The sequence below is a fragment of the Micromonospora sp. MP36 genome (assembly GCF_008119785.1).
Lineage (GTDB): Bacteria > Actinomycetota > Actinomycetes > Mycobacteriales > Micromonosporaceae > Micromonospora.
In genome coordinates this window covers 1-17,953 of the sequence record NZ_VSFA01000019.1, presented here as the reverse complement: position 1 = coordinate 17,953, position 17,953 = coordinate 1, and the positions used below count along the sequence as shown (strand labels likewise).

The 17,953-nt window shown below is 73.0% G+C and carries 19 protein-coding genes; 13 read left to right on the top strand and 6 right to left on the bottom strand.

Annotated elements, in window-relative coordinates:
- Positions 1-71: 71 nt before the first annotated feature.
- Positions 72-911 (top strand): DUF3027 domain-containing protein, encoded by an 840-nt coding sequence (locus FXF52_RS16305; RefSeq protein WP_148797759.1) that lies wholly within the window; start codon positions 72-74, stop codon positions 909-911.
- Positions 912-936: 25 nt separating this feature from the next.
- Here the strand turns inward: FXF52_RS16305 and FXF52_RS16300 are convergent, their stop codons facing one another.
- Positions 937-1,197, bottom strand: coding sequence for a DUF2530 domain-containing protein (locus FXF52_RS16300; protein WP_148797758.1), 261 nt, complete (start codon positions 1,195-1,197; stop codon positions 937-939).
- A gap of 83 nt (positions 1,198-1,280) precedes the next feature.
- On the opposite strand from FXF52_RS16300, the gene FXF52_RS16295 reads away from it, so the two are divergent.
- From FXF52_RS16295 to thpR, 5 genes are all read left to right on the top strand, one after another.
- The gene (locus FXF52_RS16295; protein ID WP_148797828.1) at positions 1,281-2,759 is read left to right on the top strand and encodes an NCS2 family permease; all 1,479 of its coding nucleotides are present in this window, start codon (positions 1,281-1,283) and stop codon (positions 2,757-2,759) included.
- 79 nt (positions 2,760-2,838) lie between these two features.
- A complete protein-coding gene (locus tag FXF52_RS16290; RefSeq protein ID WP_187413531.1) occupies positions 2,839-3,288 on the top strand; it encodes a MarR family winged helix-turn-helix transcriptional regulator in 450 nt (149 codons plus the stop codon).
- A gap of 75 nt (positions 3,289-3,363) precedes the next feature.
- Entirely contained in the window at positions 3,364-4,650 is a 1,287-nt protein-coding gene (locus FXF52_RS16285) for an MFS transporter (RefSeq protein ID WP_148797756.1), read from the top strand.
- 154 nt (positions 4,651-4,804) lie between these two features.
- Complete coding sequence (locus tag FXF52_RS16280) at positions 4,805-5,314, top strand: hypothetical protein (RefSeq protein WP_148797755.1); 510 nt, start codon at positions 4,805-4,807, stop codon at positions 5,312-5,314.
- An 11-nt stretch (positions 5,315-5,325) separates the two neighbouring features.
- Entirely contained in the window at positions 5,326-5,904 is a 579-nt protein-coding gene (thpR, locus tag FXF52_RS16275; RefSeq protein WP_148797754.1) for an RNA 2',3'-cyclic phosphodiesterase, read from the top strand.
- Between the two features lie 52 nt (positions 5,905-5,956).
- Here the strand turns inward: thpR and FXF52_RS16270 are convergent, their stop codons facing one another.
- The 4 genes from FXF52_RS16270 to FXF52_RS16255 form a co-directional block, all read right to left on the bottom strand.
- A complete protein-coding gene (locus FXF52_RS16270) occupies positions 5,957-6,943 on the bottom strand; it encodes an aldo/keto reductase (RefSeq protein ID WP_148797753.1) in 987 nt (328 codons plus the stop codon).
- Between the two features lie 61 nt (positions 6,944-7,004).
- Positions 7,005-8,087, bottom strand: a complete 1,083-nt coding sequence (gene sepH, locus FXF52_RS16265; RefSeq protein ID WP_148797752.1) for a septation protein SepH — start codon at positions 8,085-8,087, stop codon at positions 7,005-7,007.
- Positions 8,088-8,276: 189 nt separating this feature from the next.
- Positions 8,277-9,404, bottom strand: coding sequence for a phosphoserine transaminase (gene serC / locus FXF52_RS16260; RefSeq protein ID WP_148797751.1), 1,128 nt, complete (start codon positions 9,402-9,404; stop codon positions 8,277-8,279).
- Positions 9,405-9,654: 250 nt separating this feature from the next.
- The gene (locus tag FXF52_RS16255) at positions 9,655-10,761 is read right to left on the bottom strand and encodes a citrate synthase 2 (RefSeq protein WP_148797750.1); all 1,107 of its coding nucleotides are present in this window, start codon (positions 10,759-10,761) and stop codon (positions 9,655-9,657) included.
- Between the two features lie 272 nt (positions 10,762-11,033).
- Here FXF52_RS16255 and pdxH point away from each other — a divergent pair, with 272 nt between their 5' ends.
- From pdxH to FXF52_RS16220, 7 genes are all read left to right on the top strand, one after another.
- Positions 11,034-11,663, top strand: a complete 630-nt coding sequence (gene pdxH / locus FXF52_RS16250; protein ID WP_187413536.1) for a pyridoxamine 5'-phosphate oxidase — start codon at positions 11,034-11,036, stop codon at positions 11,661-11,663.
- Complete coding sequence (locus FXF52_RS16245) at positions 11,660-12,958, top strand: MFS transporter (protein WP_148797748.1); 1,299 nt, start codon at positions 11,660-11,662, stop codon at positions 12,956-12,958. The genes pdxH and FXF52_RS16245 overlap by 4 nt, the downstream gene beginning before the upstream one ends.
- A gap of 109 nt (positions 12,959-13,067) precedes the next feature.
- On the top strand, positions 13,068-13,997 hold the full coding sequence (locus FXF52_RS16240) for an aldose 1-epimerase family protein (protein ID WP_148797747.1): 930 nt from the start codon (positions 13,068-13,070) through the stop codon (positions 13,995-13,997).
- Between the two features lie 2 nt (positions 13,998-13,999).
- Complete coding sequence (locus tag FXF52_RS16235) at positions 14,000-14,602, top strand: nitroreductase family protein (RefSeq protein ID WP_148797746.1); 603 nt, start codon at positions 14,000-14,002, stop codon at positions 14,600-14,602.
- Positions 14,603-14,779: 177 nt separating this feature from the next.
- Positions 14,780-15,085, top strand: a complete 306-nt coding sequence (locus FXF52_RS16230) for a type II toxin-antitoxin system VapB family antitoxin (RefSeq protein WP_091113285.1) — start codon at positions 14,780-14,782, stop codon at positions 15,083-15,085.
- Positions 15,086-15,117: 32 nt separating this feature from the next.
- A complete protein-coding gene (locus FXF52_RS16225) occupies positions 15,118-16,281 on the top strand; it encodes an acyl-CoA dehydrogenase family protein (protein ID WP_148797745.1) in 1,164 nt (387 codons plus the stop codon).
- Between the two features lie 99 nt (positions 16,282-16,380).
- Positions 16,381-17,145 (top strand): DUF4230 domain-containing protein, encoded by a 765-nt coding sequence (locus FXF52_RS16220; RefSeq protein WP_148797744.1) that lies wholly within the window; start codon positions 16,381-16,383, stop codon positions 17,143-17,145.
- A 287-nt stretch (positions 17,146-17,432) separates the two neighbouring features.
- Here FXF52_RS16220 and FXF52_RS16215 read toward each other — a convergent pair whose 3' ends face one another.
- The gene (locus tag FXF52_RS16215; RefSeq protein WP_148797743.1) at positions 17,433-17,642 is read right to left on the bottom strand and encodes a PspC domain-containing protein; all 210 of its coding nucleotides are present in this window, start codon (positions 17,640-17,642) and stop codon (positions 17,433-17,435) included.
- Between the last annotated feature and the right edge of the window lie 311 nt (positions 17,643-17,953).

The following is a 17,953-nucleotide window of genomic DNA, read 5'->3' as shown; positions in this document are numbered from 1 at the left end:
CATCTGATCGACCTGTGCCGCACCACCTGGCGAGAACGACTCCGGGGAGTGCCTGTCAGTCGACCGTGGGCATGGGGAACAATGGGCAGGTGACCAGGCCCGCCTCCGCCCGCGCTCCCCGGCTCGACCAGGTCTGCGCCGCTGCCGTCGAGGTGGCCCGCGACGCCATCACCGAGGTGGACCCCGCCGACATCGGCGATCACCTCCAAGCCGTCGCCGAGGGCGACCGGCTCGTCACCCACTACTTCGAGTGCCGGCTGGCCGGATACCGCGGCTGGCGCTGGGCCGTCACAGTGACCCGGGTGCCACGCAGCCGGCACGTCACGATCTGCGACACCGTCCTGCTGCCCGGCTCCGACGCGATGCTCGCCCCGGGCTGGGTGCCCTGGCAGGAGCGGCTCAAGCCGGGCGACCTGGGCCCGGGTGACCTGCTGCCCACCCCGCCGGACGACGAGCGCCTCGCCCCGGGCTACCTGCTCTCCGACGACCCGGCGGTCGAGGAGACCGCGTGGGAGTTGGGCCTGGGCCGGGCCCGGGTGCTGTCCCGGGAGGGCCGCTCGGAGGCCGCCCAGCGCTGGTACGACGGCGACCACGGCCCGCACGCCGCGATCTCGGTGGCCGCACCGGCCGCCGCCCGCTGCGGCACCTGCGGCTTCTACCTCCCCCTCGCCGGCGCGCTGCGGCAGTCCTTCGGCGCCTGCGGCAACTTCTACGCGCCCGACGACGGCCGGGTGGTGAGTGCCGACCACGGCTGCGGCGCGCACTCGGAGACGCTGGCCGAGACGGCCGAGACCCCGGTCGACGAGCTGCCCACGGTCTACGACGACAGCGCGGTCGAGGCGGTGTCGGTCAGCCGGGCCCCCGGCTCGGTGGAGGCGGCCGAGCCGGCGGAGCCGTACGGCCACCCCTGACGGGTCGGCCTGAGGGAGGGCCGGGTCAGCCCCGACGGGCTGCGGCCTCCCGGCGGCGGCGCCGGTTGGCGTCGTGCCGCATCATCACGGCGAGACCGGGAAAGCCCCACAGGAAACCGGCCAGGCAGGTCCAGAGCCAGTTCTGGTGCCCGTGCTCGGTGAGCCAACCGCGGAAGAAGACCAGCAGCACCAGGCCGACCACCGCCCAGACGATCAGCCCGGTGACGGCGATCGGCACCATCGGGGGGTCGAGCGGCTCGGGCCGCGGCGGTTGCTCCTGAGGCACGGGCACAGCGTACGCGATCATCCTGTCCTGCCCGCCGGTGATCTGGGACGATGCGCACGCCGGTCGACACCTGCGAGGACCTGATGGCCATATCGCCACCGGACAACGCCACGCCCCGCGAGCCGGCCGGCCCGCGCACCGCGTTCGACCGCTTCTTCGAGATCACCGCCCGCGGCTCCACCCCGGGTCGGGAGGTACGCGGTGGCCTGGCCACCTTCTTCACGATGGCGTACATCGTGGTGCTCAACCCGCTGATCCTGGGCAGCGCCGTCGACGGCGACGGTCACAAGCTCGGCATCCCGGCGCTCGCCGCGGCGACCGCGCTGGTGGCCGGCCTGATGACCATCCTGATGGGCGTGGTGGCCCGGTTCCCGCTGGCGCTGGCCGCCGGGCTGGGCGTGAACGCGCTGGTGGCGTTCGAGATCGCGCCGCAGATGAGCTGGGCCGACGCGATGGGGCTGGTGGTGATCGAGGGCGTGCTCATCGGCATCCTCGTGCTCACCGGGCTGCGTACCGCGGTGTTCCGCTCGGTGCCGACCCAGCTGAAGACGGCGATCGGCGTCGGCATCGGCCTCTACCTGACCATCATCGGTTTCGTCGACGCCGGTTTCGTGCGGCGCGTGCCGGACGTGGCGAACACGACCGTGCCGGTCGGCCTGGGCATCGGGGGCAAGCTGGTCAGCTGGCCGACGCTGGTCTTCGTGCTCGGCCTGCTGCTGACGCTGGTGCTGGTGGTGCGCCGGGTACGCGGTGCGATCCTGATCGGCATCCTGTTCTCCACGGTGCTCGCGATCATCGTGGAGGCGGTCGGCCACATCGGCCCGAACCTGGTCAACGGCCGGCCCAATCCGAAGGGCTGGGCGTTGAACGTGCCGACCCTGCCGGCGAAGATCGTGGACGTCCCGAATCTCTCCCTGCTGGGCCGGTTCGACGTGCTGGACTCCTGGAGCCGGGTCGGCTGGCTGGTCCCGCTGATGTTCGTCTTCACCCTGCTGATCACGGACTTCTTCGACACGATGGGCACGATGGTCGCGATCGGCCAGGAGGGCGGCATGCTGGACGAGCGTGGCACCCCGCCCCGGGCCCGGGAGATCCTGCTGGTCGACTCGATCGCCGCGGCGGCCGGTGGTGCGGCGAGCATCTCCAGCAACACGTCGTACCTAGAGAGCGCGGCGGGGGTCGCGGAGGGTGCCCGGACCGGGGTGGCCAACCTGGTCACCGGCGGCCTCTTCCTGCTGGCCATGTTCCTGGCACCGCTGTCCGAGGTGGTGCCCTTCGAGGCCGCCTCGCCCGCGCTGGTGGTGGTCGGTTTCCTGATGATGACCGCGGTGCGGACCATCGACTGGGCGGACTACGAGGTGGCCGTCCCGGCGTTCCTCACCATCGTGCTGATGCCGTTCACCTACTCCATCTCCAACGGCATCGGTGCCGGGGTGATCACCTACGTGGTGATCAAACTGGCCCGGGGCAAGGCCGCGGAGATCCACCCCCTGTTGTACGCCGTGGCGTTGTTGTTCATCCTGTACTTCCTGCGCGGGCCGATCGAGTCCGTGGTGTCTTGACGCGGGGAAAAGTCGATCTTCTGGTGAGCCTGGTCATATCGCATGTCGTTAGCCAGGCTCATTAGCTAAGCTAACTAGTGTGACGGAGTGGACGGTGACGGCGAAACGCGTGCCACCGGCGCAGCTGGCCCCTCAGCTGCGTGATGCGATCACCCGACTCAACCGGCGGGTCCGGCAGGCCCGCCCGGTCGGCGATCTGACTCTCAGCCAGATCTCGGCGCTCACCAGCCTCAACCTGGCGGGTGCCCTGACTCCGCGGGAGTTGGCCGACATCGAGCGGGTGCAGCCGCCCACGATGACCAAGACCATCGCGAAGCTGGAGGAGCGCGGCCTCGTGCAGCGCACCCCCCACCCGACCGACGGCCGCCAGGTCATCCTCGCGGCGACCGAGGGAGGACGGGCCGTGCTCGAGCAGTTCGAGCGGGCCCGCAACGAGTGGCTGGCCAACCGGCTGGCCGAGCTCACCGAGGAGGAACGCGACACGCTGCGGCGTGCCGCCGACATCCTCCAGGGGATCGCTCGCGCCTGAGCCGACCGCGTCGTGCGGTCCGCTTCGTCCGCCGTGGATGAGGCGTACCCGACGACGCGAGGAGGCGCACCTAGCGTGCAGGCCAAGCTCAGCACGATGTTCCAGTCCCTACGAGTCCGCAACTACCGACTCTTCGCCACCGGACAGCTGATCAAGTTGATCGGCGTCTGGATGATGTACATCGCCCAGGACTGGCTCGTCCTCGAGCTCACCGGCAACTCGGCCACCGCGCTGGGCGTGGTCACCGCGCTCCAGTTCACCCCCGTCCTGCTGCTGACCCTGTTCTCCGGCCGGCTCGCCGACCGGTACGACAAGCGGATGCTGCTGTTCATCGCCAACGTGTTCTGGACCGTGCTGGCGCTGGCGATGAGCCTCCTGGTGGTCACCGGGCTGGTTGAGCTCTGGCACGTCTACGTGTTCGCCGCACTGCTCGGCGTGTTCAACGCGGTGGAGACCCCGGTCCGGCAGGCGTTCGTCTCCGAGCTGGTCGGCATGCCGCTGCTGCCGAACGCGCTCTCGCTCAACGCGGCCACCTTCAACTCCGCCCGGATCCTCGGCCCGGCCGTTGCCGGCCTGGCCATCGCCGCGTTCGGCGTCGGCCCGGTCTTCCTGATCACCGCGTTCAGCTCGATCGCCCCGCTGGTCAACGTGGTGCGGATGCGTACCAGCGAGCTGTACCGCAAGGACCTGCCGCCGGCCGGCGAGCGCGACCAGGCCCGGGTGGTGGACGGCCTGCGGTACGTCGCGCGGCGCCCGGACATCCTGCTGCCGATGGCGTTGATGTCGGTGACCGGGATGACGCTGTTCAACTTCCAGCTCACCCTCGCCGCGCTGGCCAAGACGGTGTTCAACACCGGTGCCGCCTCGTTCGGCCTGTTCACCACGGCCCTCGCGGTCGGCGCGCTGATCGGTGCCCTGGCCGGCACCGGGCGGCGCAGCCGTCCCACGGTGTGGCTGGTGCTGGGCGCGGCGGTCGGCTGCGCCACCTTCGGCACGCTGGTCGGGCTCTCCACGTCGTACTGGCTGGTCGTGGCGCTGCTGCTGCCCACCGGGTTTTTCATGGTCTTCTTCGCCCAGGCCGCGAACCAGCGGGTCCAGCTCGGCGTGGACGCCGCGTTCCGGGGTCGGGTCATGGCGCTCTGGGTGCTGGTCTTCCTCGGCACCAACCCGGTCGGCGCGCCGATCATCGGTTGGGTGGCCGAGACGTACGGCGCCGGGGCGAGCATCTGGATCGGTGGTCTGATCTCGCTGGCCGCCGCGATCCTCGCGCTCACCTGGCAGCTGCGCCGCTCCGGCGCCCGGCTGCGGATGCGGGTGCTGCCGATGCCCCGCTTCTACGTGGTTTCGCCCCGCGCCGAGTGAGGGGCACGGAAGGGTCCCCTGTTAACGCCTGATGCGTAGCAGGGGGCCCGGTTGACGCTGGGCCGGGTGAGGAAGGCGGCCGCTGGCTTATTCATTCCGGCCGGATCTCGGCAAACGGGTGGCGGGGCGCCACGAGGCGGCTTAGCGTCGATATGTGGGAGTGGGGCGGGGACTGCTGTTGATGCTGGCGATCCTCGCCGTCTGCTGCCTGCCCGCCGCCTTCGCGCTGATCTTCTGCGCCGACGAGATCATCGACCGGGTGGCCTGTGGCTGGGCCGAGTGGCGGGAGCAGCGCCGGGCACGGCGCACCATCGCCCGGCTGGACCGGGCCATCGAGGCGGACTCGCTCACCCGCGACATCGACCTCACCGAGCTCGACCGGGCGGACCGGCGCCCGCTGGAACAGCTCGCCGTCGACCTGCGCCGGCTCGGCGGCCACCGGCTCGCCGCCGCCGACCGCTCCGTGGTGTGGCACGGCGCGGTCATCGACGCGTACGACGAGCGGCTGCGCGCCGCCTGCCGGGCGCTGGGCATCACCGAGCACCTCGCCGACCTCGAGGGCGTCGACCGGGAGATCGAGCGGGTCCGGGTGGAGGGGCTGCTGCACGCCGCCGGGCTCACCCTGCCCGCCGCCCGCCCCGGCCACCACCAGCGGCACCGCTGACGGCGGCGCCGGTGCGGCTCTTCGTCGCGGTCTACCCGCCCCGGCCGGCGGTCGACGACCTGACCGCCCAGGTGGCCCGGCTGCGGGTCGGCGTCGCGTCCGCCGCCGGCACCAACGTCCGGCTGGCCGACCCGACCAAAGCCCACCTCACCCTGGCCTTCCTCGGCGACGTGCCGGAGGACCGACTGGTCGACGTGGAGAGCGCCCTCGGGCTGGCCGCCGAGACGTTCCGCGACGGCCGGGACGCCGCACCGCGGCTCCGGCTCGGCGGTGGGGGCAGCTTCGGGCGCGGGCGGTTCACCGTGCTCTGGGTGGACGTCCGGGGCGACGTCGAGGATCTGGCCATGCTGGCCCGGCTGATCCGGTTCGGGCTGCGCCGGGCCGAGTTGCCGCACGACGAGAAGCCCTTCCGGGCCCACCTGACCATCGCCCGCCCCGGCGACCGGATCGACCGCACCGAGGTCCTGGCCGACCGGGAGGCCCTGCACGACTACCTCGGCCCGGAATGGCCGGCGGAGGAACTGGTGCTGGTCCGCAGCCACCCCGGTTCCCGCTCCACCTACGACCGCCTCGCCGCCTGGCCCATCTGACCGGGGCCGCGCCCGGGCCGAGCCGGGACCTGCCCGGCCGGCCCGGACGGGGTCACCAGGCCCAGGCCTCCGGGCCGGGGCCGCCGTTGCCGAGCGGCGGGAAGAGCTCGTCCAGCCGCTTCAGGGCGGCCTCGTCGAGGTCCACCGCCAGCGCGCCGAGGCTCCGGTCGAGCTGGTCCAGGGTGCGCGGGCCGACGATCGGGGCGGTCACCCCCGGCCGGGAGAGCAGCCAGGCCAGCGCCACGTCGGCCGGGTCGTGACCGAGGTCGGCGCAGAGCTTCTCGTACGCCTCGATGGTGGACCGGTGCGCGGCGAGCGCGTCGGCGGACCGGCCGGTGGTGCCGCGGGCGGCGCCACCCTCGGCCATCTTGCGGATGACCCCGGAGAGCAGCCCGCCGTGCAGCGGCGACCAGGGGATGACGCCCAGCCCGTACTCCTGCGCGGCCGGGATCACCTCCAACTCGACGTGGCGGGTGAGCAGGTTGTAGATGCACTGCTCGGAGACGAGGCCGAGGAAGTTACGCCGCTCTGCCGCCGCCTGCGCCCGGGCGATGTGCCAACCGGCGAAGTTGGACGATCCGACGTAGCAGACCTTGCCCTGGGCGACCAGGGTCTCCATGGCCTGCCAGATCTCCTCCCACGGCGTGGTCCGGGAGATGTGGTGCATCTGGTACAGGTCGATGGTGTCGGTCTGCAGCCGGCGCAGTGACTCCTCACAGGCCCGGATGATGTGCCGGGCGCTGAGGCCCTGCTCGTTGGGCCACTCGCCCATCTTGCCGTACACCTTGGTGGCCAGGACGACCTTGTCGCGGCGCCCGCCGCCCTGAGCGAACCAGCGCCCGATGATCTGCTCGGTGACGCCCTCGCCGAGCTTCCAGCCGTAGACGTTCGCGGTGTCGAAGAAGTTGATCCCGTGTTCCAGCGCCCGGTCCATGATGGCGAAGCTGTCCGGCTCGTCGGTCTGCGGCCCGAAGTTCATGGTGCCGAGGCAGAGCCGGCTCACCGAGAGACCGGTGCGTCCCAGGTTCGTGTACTCCATGGGTCCACCCTGGCACGCGGGCACTTCGAGTGCCTCTCGTGACCAGGGTGGCCCGAGTGGATCAGGACGACTCGCGGGCCGCCGGGCCGCTGCCGAAGAGGACGTCGTCCCAGCTCGGCAGCCGCTTGCGCGGCTTGCCGCCGGCCTCCGCCGACTCGCCTCCGCCGGTGGCCGCCGCCGCGCCGGTGCGTCGCGGCCGGAGCACGGCCAGCGATGGTACGGCCGGGACCTCCTTCGGCGCGTCCGAGTCGTCGTCGAACGCCGAACCGGGCCCACCGCCGAGCAGCGCCGCCGCACCGCCGGAGACCGCCCGCTGGCGGGGCGCCTCTGACCCGGCCAGGGCGGCCGGGGACCGGGTGTCGAGACCGCGCCCGGGGGTGCCGCCGAGTGGCCGGTCCAGCGAGGCGAGCAGGGCGTCCCGGCCGGCCCGGATCGGGTCCCGCCCCGGACGGGGGTGCTCGGCGGGCGCCGGCAGGCCGTGCCCGCCCCGGCTCGGCTCGCCACGCGACGGGCCGGGCAGCGCGTGGCCGCCGCGCTCCGGCGCCGGCTCCTGGCCGAGGATCGGCGTGGGCCGCTCGGCGCACAGGTATTGCGCCATGTCGTCGTGCGGGGTGACGTGCTGCCGGGTCTTGTCGAGGTCCCAGACCGCCTGCGCCGTGGCCTTGCCCGACGGCCAGGTGGCGATGATGCGCCAGGTGCCGTCGTCGCGGCGGTACGCGTCCCAGGAGATCTTCTCGGTGTCGATCCCGTGCTGGGCCAGCCGGCCGTTGACCACCTCGGCCAGCGGGGTCGGCTTCTCCGCGCCCTTGAGCCTGGTCCGCCGGGCGTGCTGGGCGAGCATGGCCCGCTCCTGGAGCACCGGGCCCGCGTAGCGCAGGACACGGTCGACCGGGACGCCGGCGATCCGGGCGACGTCCTCGGCGGACTCGCCGGAGCGGATCCGGGCCTGGATGTCCCGGGGAGAGAGCGACGGCGTCGGATCGGCGGCGGTCGCCACCACCGCGAGGGGCGCCGCGCCGGGATCGGAGTGCAGCACCGAGGCGACGCGTTCGTCGATCGGCAGGGCGAGCAGGCGCCCGACCTCGTCGGCGAGCACCAGAGCCTGGCCGTCCTCGGAAAGGGCGACGAAGCGTACTGGGCGCATGTGCTTGCCTCCGTCCCGCTTCGCTGGCCGTCACGCCACGAGCCGGCCACCCGGGCGTCTCGCACCACCGTACGCTCATCTACCCGAAGGTGGGGGATGCGACACCCCGGCATGTCGCGACTGACCTGCGGCGATGATCACGGTGGGTGGCCGTCGGGGCGTCGACGGCCACCCAGCGTCACCAGGTGATCAGAGTCGCTCGACCACGTGGTCGACGCACGCGGTGAGCGCCTCCACATCGGCCGGCTCGACGGCCGGGAACAGCGCGATCCGCAGCTGGTTGCGGCCCAGCTTCCGGTAGGGCTCGGTGTCGACGATGCCGTTGGCGCGCAGCACCTTCGCGATCGCCGAGGCGTCTACCCCGTCGGCGAAGTCGATCGTGGCGACCACGTTGGAGCGCACCGCCGGGTCGGCCACGAACGGCGTCGCGAACTCGGACCGCTCGGCCCAGCCGTAGACGATGCCGGCGCTCTCGGCGGTGCGCTTGGCCGCCCAGGCCAGGCCGCCCTGGGCGTTCATCCAGTCGGTCTGCTCCGCGGCCAGGAAGATGGTGGCCAGCGCGGGCGTGTTGTACGTCTGCTCCAGCCGGGAGTTGTCGATCGCGGTGACCAGGTCGAGGAAGGCCGGGATGTAGCGACCCGACTCCTTGATCTCGGTGGCCCGGGCGAGCGCGGCCGGCGACATCAGGGCCAGCCAGAGGCCGCCGTCGGAGCCGAAGCACTTCTGCGGGGCGAAGTAGTAGACGTCGGTCTCGCCGACGTTGACCTCCAGGCCGCCGGCGCCGGAGGTGGCGTCGACCAGCAGCAGGGAGCCCTCGTCGGCGCCCGGCACCCGGCTGATCGGCACGGCCACGCCCGTGGAGGTCTCGTTGTGCGGGGTGGCGTAGACGTCCACGCCCGCCTCGGCGACCAGGGCCGGCGCGCTGCCCGGCTCGGACTTGCGGATCGTCGGCTCGCCCAGGAACGGGGCGTCCTTGACCGACTTGGCGAACTTGGCGCCGAACTCGCCGAAGCTGGCGAACTGGGCCCGGTCGCGGATCAGGCCGAAGGCGGCGACCTCCCAGAAGGCGGTGGTGCCGCCGTTGCCGAGGACCACCTCGTAGCCCTCGGGGAGGGCGAAGAACTCGGCGATGCCCCGGCGCAGCCGGGCCACCTGGTCCCGCACGGTCTTCTGCCGGTGGGAGGTGCCCAGGTAGCTGGTGGCGACGTCGGCAAGTGCGGAGACCGCCGCTGGACGGACCTTGGACGGCCCGCAGCCGAAGCGTCCGTCGGCGGGCTTGATGTCGTCGGGAATCCGGATGGTCGGTGCGTCAGCCACGGTTGTCTCGATCCTTCCGCGTGGGCTGCGAGAACGGGCCCTTCAGCGGGCGCGGACCGACGACGGCCGCGCGGGGGCGCGCGGGGAGCCGGGATCCGAACCCGGTCCGGCGGCACTGCCGGCCTTCATCCTCCCACCCGGACCACCGGGCCCGGCGGCTGGTCCCACACCCGGCGGTGAGGGATGCGCCACAGCGATGCGCGAAGGGCCCCGTCCGCGCCGGACGAGGCCCTTCGAGGGGTACGCGGGATCAGACGCCGTGCGGGATGGCGTCCCAGCCCTCGACCTCCTGCGGCTTGCGCGGGCCGTGGCCGACGTACCGGGCCGACGGGCGGACCAGCCGCTGCAGCTTCTTCTGCTCGAGGATGTGCGCGGACCAACCGCCCATCCGGGCACAGGTGAACATCGAGGTGAACATGTGCGCCGGCACCTCGGCGAAGTCCAGCACCACGGCCGACCAGAACTCGACGTTGGTGGCGAGCACTCGGTCCGGCCGGCGGGCCTGGAGCTCGGCCAGGGCGGCCTTCTCCAGCGCCTCGGCGACCTCGAAGCGGGGCGCACCCAGCTCCTTGGCGGTGCGCCGGAGCACCCGGGCGCGCGGGTCCTCGGCCCGGTAGACCCGGTGGCCGAAGCCCATCAGCCGCTCGCCCCGGTCGAGGACGCCCTTGACGTACCCCTCGGCGTCGCCGCTGCGCTCGACCGCCTCCAGCATGCTGAGCACCCGCGACGGCGCGCCGCCGTGCAGCGGGCCGGAGAGCGCGCCGATGCCGGAGGAGATGCAGGCCGCGGCGTCTGCGCCGGTGGAGGCGACGATCCGGGCGGTGAAGGTGGAGGCGTTCAGGCCGTGCTCGGCGGCCGAGATGAAGTAGGCGTCGACGGCCTTGACGTGCCGCGGGTCGGGCTCACCCCGCCAGCGCTTCATGAAGCGCTCGACGATCGTCTCCGCCTTGTCGATCTCCTTCTGCGGCACGGCGGGCAGGCCCAGGCCGCGGGCGGACTGGGCGACGAAGGAGAGCGCGGTGACCGACACCCGGGCCAGGTCCTCGCGGGCCTGCTCGTCGGAGATGTCGAGCAGCTGGCTGAGGCCCCAGTACGGGGCGAGCATGGCGACCGCGGACTGAACGTCGACGCGGATGTCGCCGGAGTGCACCGGCACCGGGAACGGCTCGGCCGGCGGCAGGCCCGGGCCGAAGCGCCCGTCGACCAGCAGTGCCCAGACGTTGCCGAAGGAGACCTGCCCGATCAGATCCTCGATGTCCACGCCGCGATAGCGCAGCGACCCGCCCTCGCGGTCCGGTTCGGCGATCTCGGTCTCGAAGGCTACGACGCCTTCCAGGCCCGGTTTGAAGTCGGACATGTCGTCTCCTGGCTTCCGGCTCGGTGCGCCCCGCACGGACTCATCCGGCCCGGCTTCTTAGGCGACCCTCAGGGATGTGTTCGTGCCATCTTGCCTGCTCGGTAACCAAGTGCGCGACCCGCTGCGACTGTGCTGCACGCGACATCCCCCGGGGTGGACAAGCTCACGGCCTGGGCCAGACTGGGCGGTGGGGTCTGGCCAGCGTCGGGGGACGCGGCCGCCCCGACGAGGGGGAAGACGGAGTGACGGGCGACACACCGGCCCCGGCGGGCATGCGTAACGAGTACGCCGCCGACCTGGGCCTTTCTGAATCGGAGCTTGCGCCGGACTGGCACACCCAGTTCGCCCGCTGGTTCGCCGACGCGGTGGCGTACCCGCTTCCGGAGCCGAACGCCATGGTGGTCGCCACCGCCGACGCCGCGGGCCGCCCGAGCGCCCGCACCGTCCTGCTCAAGGGGTACGACCCGGAGGGCTTCGTCTTCTACACCAACTACGGGTCCCGCAAGGGCACCGAGGCGGCCGCCAACCCGTGGATCAGCCTGGTCTTCCCCTGGTTCCCGATGCAGCGCCAGGTGGTGGTCACCGGGCGGGTGGAGAAGGTCGACCGGGCCGAGACCGAGGCGTACTTCGCCAGCCGGCCGCGCGGCTCCCAGCTCGGGGCCTGGGCCAGCACTCAGTCGCAGGTGGTCCCCGACCGGGCCGCGCTGGACGTGGCGTACCGGGCGGCGGCGGAACGGTTCGCCGACGTCGAGCCGATCCCCGCGCCACCGCACTGGGGCGGGCTGCGGGTCCGGCCGGAGACGGTGGAGTTCTGGCACGGCCGGGTCAGCCGGCTGCACGACCGGCTGCGGTTCCGCCGTACCGAGGGCGGCGACTGGGTCACCGAGCGGCTGGCGCCGTGACCGGGGTGCAGGAGGCCCGGCCGCGCGGAGCGCGCCGCTGGGCGATCGACCTGCGCCCGCTGGGGGTGCCCGCGTACCGGCGGGTGTGGCTCGGCAACGGCGTGGCGATGTTCGGCTTCCAGTTCACCGCGGTCGCCGTACCGGTGGAGATGTTCTCCCTGACCGGCGGCTCGTTCTGGGTCGGCCTGCTGGGCGTGGCCGGATTCCTGCCGTTGCTGGTCTTCGGGCTGTGGGGCGGCGCGGTCGCCGACGCCCGGGACCGGCGCCAGGTGCTGCTCGCCGCGGGCGGGCTGCTCTGGGCGTCGACCCTGGGCCTGCTGCTCCAGTCGCTGTTCCGGGTGGGCAGCCCGACGCTGCTGCTCGCCCTGGTGGCGGTGCAGTCGATCGCCTTCGCGATCACCTCACCGGCCCGCAGCGCGATCCTGCCGCGCCTGGTGCCGGCCGAGCTGGTCCCGGCGGCCAGCACGCTGAACTTCACCACCTTCACCGCGGCCTCGGTCTTCGGGCCGCTCACCGCCGGCCTGATCTTCGCCAGCTGGCGGATCGACGTCGGGTTGCCGATCGCGTACGCGGTGGACGGGCTGCTGTTCACCGTCTCGCTCTGGGCCACCCTGCGCCTGCCGGCGATGCCGCCCGAGCCGGACCCGGACGGCGACGGCACGCCGCGGAAGGCGGGACTGGCCAGCATCGTCGACGGCTTCCGCTACCTGGCCACCACGCCGGTGCTGCTGCTGTCGTTCGCCATCGACCTGATCGCGATGGTCCTGGCCATGCCCCGGGCGCTCTTCCCCGAGGTGGCGCAGGAGCGGCTCGGTGGCGGCGGCGCGGTCGGCTGGCTCTACAGCGCCATCGCCATCGGCGCGATGCTGGGTGGCCTGACCTCCGGCTGGATCGGCCGGCTGCGCCGGCAGGGGTTGGCGCTGGTGCTGGCCGTGGTGGGCTGGGGCGTCGCGATCGCCCTGGCCGGGCTGGCCCGCCAACTCTGGCTGGTGGTGCTGCTGCTCGGTCTGGCCGGGGCCGCCGACCTGGTCAGCTCGGTGCTGCGGCAGTCGATGCTGCTGGTCTACGCGCCGGACCGGATGCGCGGCCGGCTCCAGGGCGTGAACACCGTGGTGGTCGCCGGTGGCCCGCGCCTGGGCGACCTGCGGGCCGGCACGATGGCCGCCGGCTTCGGCGCCGGCGTCGCCTGGGTGGGCGGTGGCCTCGTCTCGGCCGTCCTCGCCGTGGTGCTGGTGGTGGCCTTCCCGGCCCTGCTCCGCTATCGCGCCGCCACCACGGCGTCCGACCGCAGCTGACCCCGTCGTACGCCGGCCTGGTGCCGCGGCCCAGGTGTCGGGAAGGATGCCCTCCGCGGCCGCAGGCGTTGACCGGGGGCCCTTCCTCGCATCGACTAGGGTCGGCGGCATGGGGAACGGGGTAGGGCAGTCACCGTCGGGGGCACAGTGGACCATCGCCGCCGACGGTCACGAGGCGGTCGTCGTCGAGGTGGGTGGCGGGCTGCGGGCGTACCGGCACGACGGGGTGGACCACCTCGACGGGTACGCGGCGGACGAGCTCTGCCCCGGCGGGGCCGGGCAGGTGCTGGCCCCGTGGCCGAACCGGATCCGGGACGGCGCGTACACCTTCGGCGAGCGGTCGTTGCAGCTCGACGTGAGCGAGCCGAGCCGCAACAACGCCATCCACGGCCTGGTCAACTGGGTGTCCTGGCACCTGGTCGAGCGCGCGGACGACAGCGTCACGGTCGGGTACGACCTGCCGGCGCGCCCCGGCTACCCGTGGCCGCTGCGGCTGCGTACCCGGTGGCGGGTCGGGGCGGACGGGCTGCGGGCCGAGCACGAGGTGACGAACCTGGCCGGCGAGGCGGCGCCGGTCGGCTTCTCGGTGCACCCCTACCTGCGCCTCCCCAAGACCGCCGTGGCGGAGGCGTCGCTGCGGGTGCCGGCGCGTACCCGGGTGATGGTGGACAGCCGGCTGCTGCCCATCGGGGTGACCCCGGTGGCCGGCACGGAGTACGACTTCACCGAGCCCCGCCCGATCGGTGACGCGGTGCTCGACGTGACCTTCGGTGACGTCGTCCGGGACGCCGACGGCGGCTCGGCGGTGAGCCTCGCCGCGCCTGATGACGCGGCCAGGCTGCAGGTCTGGGCGGACCGCGAGTTCGGCTGGTGGCAGGTCTTCACCGGGGACACGCTCAGCGGCGAGCGGCGGCGCCGGTCGGTGGCGATCGAGCCGATGACCTGCCCGCCGGACGCGTTCCGCTCGGGGCGGGACCTGATCGCGCTGGCTCCCGGCGACACCTGGCGGGGTGCCTGGGGCGTCCGGCCCGGGGCCTGAGCATGGAGTTCGCCGACGTCGTCCGGCGCCGCCGGATGGTCCGCAACTACGACCCGGACCGGCCGGTCCCGCCGGAGGTGGTGGACCGGCTGCTGGAACACGCGATCCGGGCGCCCTCGGCCGGTTTCGCCCAGGGCTGGGGCTTCCTGGTGCTGGAGGAACCGGCGGACCGGGAGCGGTTCTGGGCGGCGGCCACCCCGGGTAGCGGCGGCCGGGAACGCTGGCTGGCCGGGATGCGCCGGGCCCCGCTGATCGTGGTGCCGCACGCCAACCGCTCCGCCTATCTGGACCGGTACACCGAGCCGGACAAGGGCTGGGCGGATCGCGCCGAGGACCGCTGGCCGGTGCCCTACTGGTACGTGGACACCGGGTTCGCCGCGCTGCTGATGCTGCTCACCGCCGTGGACGAGGGGCTGGGGGCGTGCTTCTTCGGCATCCCGCCGCAGCGGCTCGGGGCGTACCGGGAGGCGTTCGGGGTGCCGGACGACTATCAGCCGATCGGCGCGATCACGATCGGTTACCGGGCGCCCGACCACCGGTCACCGTCGCTGCGTCGGGGGCGGCGGCCGATGGACGAGGTGGTCCGGCGCGGCCGCTGGAGCTGAGCTGGTTCGCCCGGTCCGGCCCCGGGGTGTCGGCGGGGTGGAACCCGACATGAGGGAGTAAAACGCGGTGTGGCGGGTGCCGCTAGGCTGGCACGGACATCATCAGCTGCCCCGGAGCGCCCGCTGTGATCGGCGGGGCGTCGGGGCGGGCCCGGCCTTGGGGGAGGGGAGCGTGCCGTGATCTTCAGAGCGGTCCGGGACGGGCGTCCCTACCCAGAGCACAACCTCACGCTCAAGCAGTGGGCGGAGATCCCACCGCGTCCGCTGCGGCTGGACCAGCTCATCACCACCAAGCGGGAGCTGGCGCTGGACAAGCTCCTCGCCGAGGACTCCACCTTCTACGGCGACCTCTTCCCGCACGTGGTGCAGTGGAACGGCGGCCTCTACCTGGAGGACGGCCTGCACCGGGCGCTGCGCGCGGCGCTCCAGCAGCGCAACCAGATCCACGCCCGGGTGCTGGTGCTCAGCCCGCAGGGCGAGTGACCTCTCCCTGAGTCTTCGTTAAGGTGGCGGCCATGAGCGCACCCCTCGACCTGCTGGACATCGACGCGTCCCTCGGTGACGAGGAGCGGCAGATCCGCGCCGTCGTGCGCCAGCTCGTGGACGACCGGGTACGCCCGCACGTCGCCGGCTGGTACGAGGACGGCCAGGTGCCGGCCCGCGAGCTGGCGCGCGAGTTCGGCAAGCTCGGCCTGCTCGGCATGCACCTGCCCGGGTACGGCTGCGCCGGCGCGTCGGCCGTCGCGTACGGGCTGGCCTGCCTGGAGCTGGAGGCCGGCGACTCGGGCGTCCGCTCGCTGGTCTCGGTGCAGGGTTCGCTGGCCATGTACGCCATCTGGCGCTACGGCAGCGAGGAGCAGAAGCAGCGTTGGCTGCCGGCGATGGCGGCCGGCGAGGCGATCGGCTGCTTCGGGCTGACCGAGCCGGACCACGGCTCCGACCCGGCCTCGATGGCCACCCGGGCCCGCCGGGACGGCGACGACTGGATCCTGACCGGCACCAAGATGTGGATCACCAACGCGCCGATCGCCGATGTCGGGGTGATCTGGGCGCGTACCGACGACGGGGTACGCGGCTTCGCCGTACCGATGGACACGCCCGGGGTGACGGCGCGCGAGATCCGGCACAAGATGTCGCTGCGCGCGTCGCTGACCGGGGAGGTCGTCCTCGACGACGTCCGGCTTCCGGCGGACGCCCGGCTGCCCGAGGCGGTCGGGTTGAAGGCGCCGCTGAGCTGCCTCACCGAGGCCCGGCACGGCATCGTGTGGGGGGCGCTCGGCGCGGCCCGCGAGTGCCTGGAGACCGCCCTGTCGTACGCGACCACCCGGACCCAGTTCGGCCGGCCGCTGGCCGGCTTCCAGCTCACCCAGGCCAAGCTCGCCGACATGGCCGTCGAGTGGAACAAGGGGCTGCTGCTGGCGCTGCACCTGGGCCGGCTCGCCGACGCCGGGAAGCTCCGCCCCGAGCAGGTCAGCGTGGGCAAGCTGAACAACGTCCGGGAGGCCCTGGCGATCGCCCGGCAGTGCCGCACCATCCTCGGCGCCAATGGGATCTCCGGCGAGTACCCGGTCATGCGGCACGCCAACAACCTGGAGAGCGTGCTGACCTACGAGGGCACCTCGGAGATCCACCAGCTGGTCATCGGGCAGCGGCTGACCGGGCTCTCCGCGTTCGCCTGACCTGCGGTTCTCGCCTCCGCCCCGGCTCGGCGAGCGGGTATCGTACCGGGGCCTTACCGTCATCTTCAGGCGCTTTGTCTGACAAGGACGGTGAGGGCGATGGCCCGCGACGGTGAGACCAACGAGCCCACCAGGGAGTTCCCGGAATACCCGACCGGCGATGCTCTGCGGGCCCGGTCGGACGGCACACCCGACCCCGCGCCGGGTGCCCCGCCGTCGGCGGGTGGCCCGGCCCGCGGCCTGCTCTGGGTGCTCGGCGCGGCCGCGCTGGCCGTGGTGGTGCTGCTCGGCGTGCAGGCCACCGGGATCCTGCCGGAGTTCCGCAACCCGTTCGCCAAGGAGCAGACCGACCGCAGCCAGCCGCCGCTGCTCAAGTCGATCCGGGACCTCAGCCGCTACGTCGCCGCCGAGGGCGACTTCCAGGTGGTGGTCGACCTCCAGAACGACCGGAGGAACGTGCCGGACTTCCTGCTCAACGAGCGGACCCTGTTCGTCGGGGCCGGCCGGGTCGAGGCGTACGTGGACTTCTCGAAGATCGCCGACGGGGCGATCGTGGAGTCGGCCGACAAGAAGTCCGTGGAGATCAAGCTGCCCGCGCCGCAGCTCGGGGAGACCAACCTCGACCTGGAGAAGAGCTACGTCTTCGCCGAGGAGCGCGGCCTGATCAACCGGCTCAACGACCTGGTGGCCGGCAACCCCAACCGGCAGCAGCAGGTCTACCGGCTGGCCGAGGACCGGATCACCGCCGCCGCCCGGGACAGCGGGCTCACCGCACGGGCCGAGGAGAACACCCGCAAGATGCTGGAGGGCCTGCTCCGCTCCCTCGGCTACCAGAAGATCACGGTCACCTACACCGCTCCCTGATCCCCTTCGACGCACCCGGCGCCCGCCCCGAGATCCGGGGCGGGCGCCGTGCTGTCGCCTGTCCAGGCCCGCGCCGCGCTGTCGCCTGTCCCTTCCCGCGCCGCGCGAGGCGGCTGGTTCGGGGAGGTTGCTGCTTCAGGCGCGGCGGAGCCAGCAACTTCCCCGATGTTGCTGGCCGGGCGCTGTCCCGCCCGGCGGGCGGCTGGCCTCCGGCGGGTGGCAGGCTCCGGCGGGCGGCCGGGCGGGGAAAGCGGCCGGCCCGACGGTGTCGGGGCGCGCGCGGAGTGTCAGTGGTGGGTGGGGGCGAGGTAGCGGTCCTCGTTGGGCATGAGGATCCAGAGGATCAGGTAGATGATCAACTGGGTGCCGGGCAGCAGCAGGGACAGCAGGAACAGCAGCCGGACGAACCCGGCCGACAGGCCGAACCGCTGCGCCAGGCCGGCGCAGACACCCGCGAGCATGCGCCCCTGGCGGGGCCGGACCAGTTTGCGACTCATCGTCGTACTCCCACTCTGCGGCGGATCCGCCGCGCTGATTCCACGCTAGGAACGGGTGCGGGGCCCGCCCTCGGCCCCGAGGAGGATCGCCCGCCCCCGCACCCGTAGGTGCTTACCCCGCCGGGTCCCCGCCGACCCGTGCCCTGCGCACCGCGGGATCGTGCTCGATCCTGGATCGAGCACCGGGATGGCACTCGATCCAGGATCGAGTGCCATCCCAGCGGTCGGAGGCCACTACTTCCTGGGTTGGGCACGATCTTGGCGCGGGGCGCGGGGCGCGGGGCGCGGGGCGCGGGGCGCGGGGCGCGGGG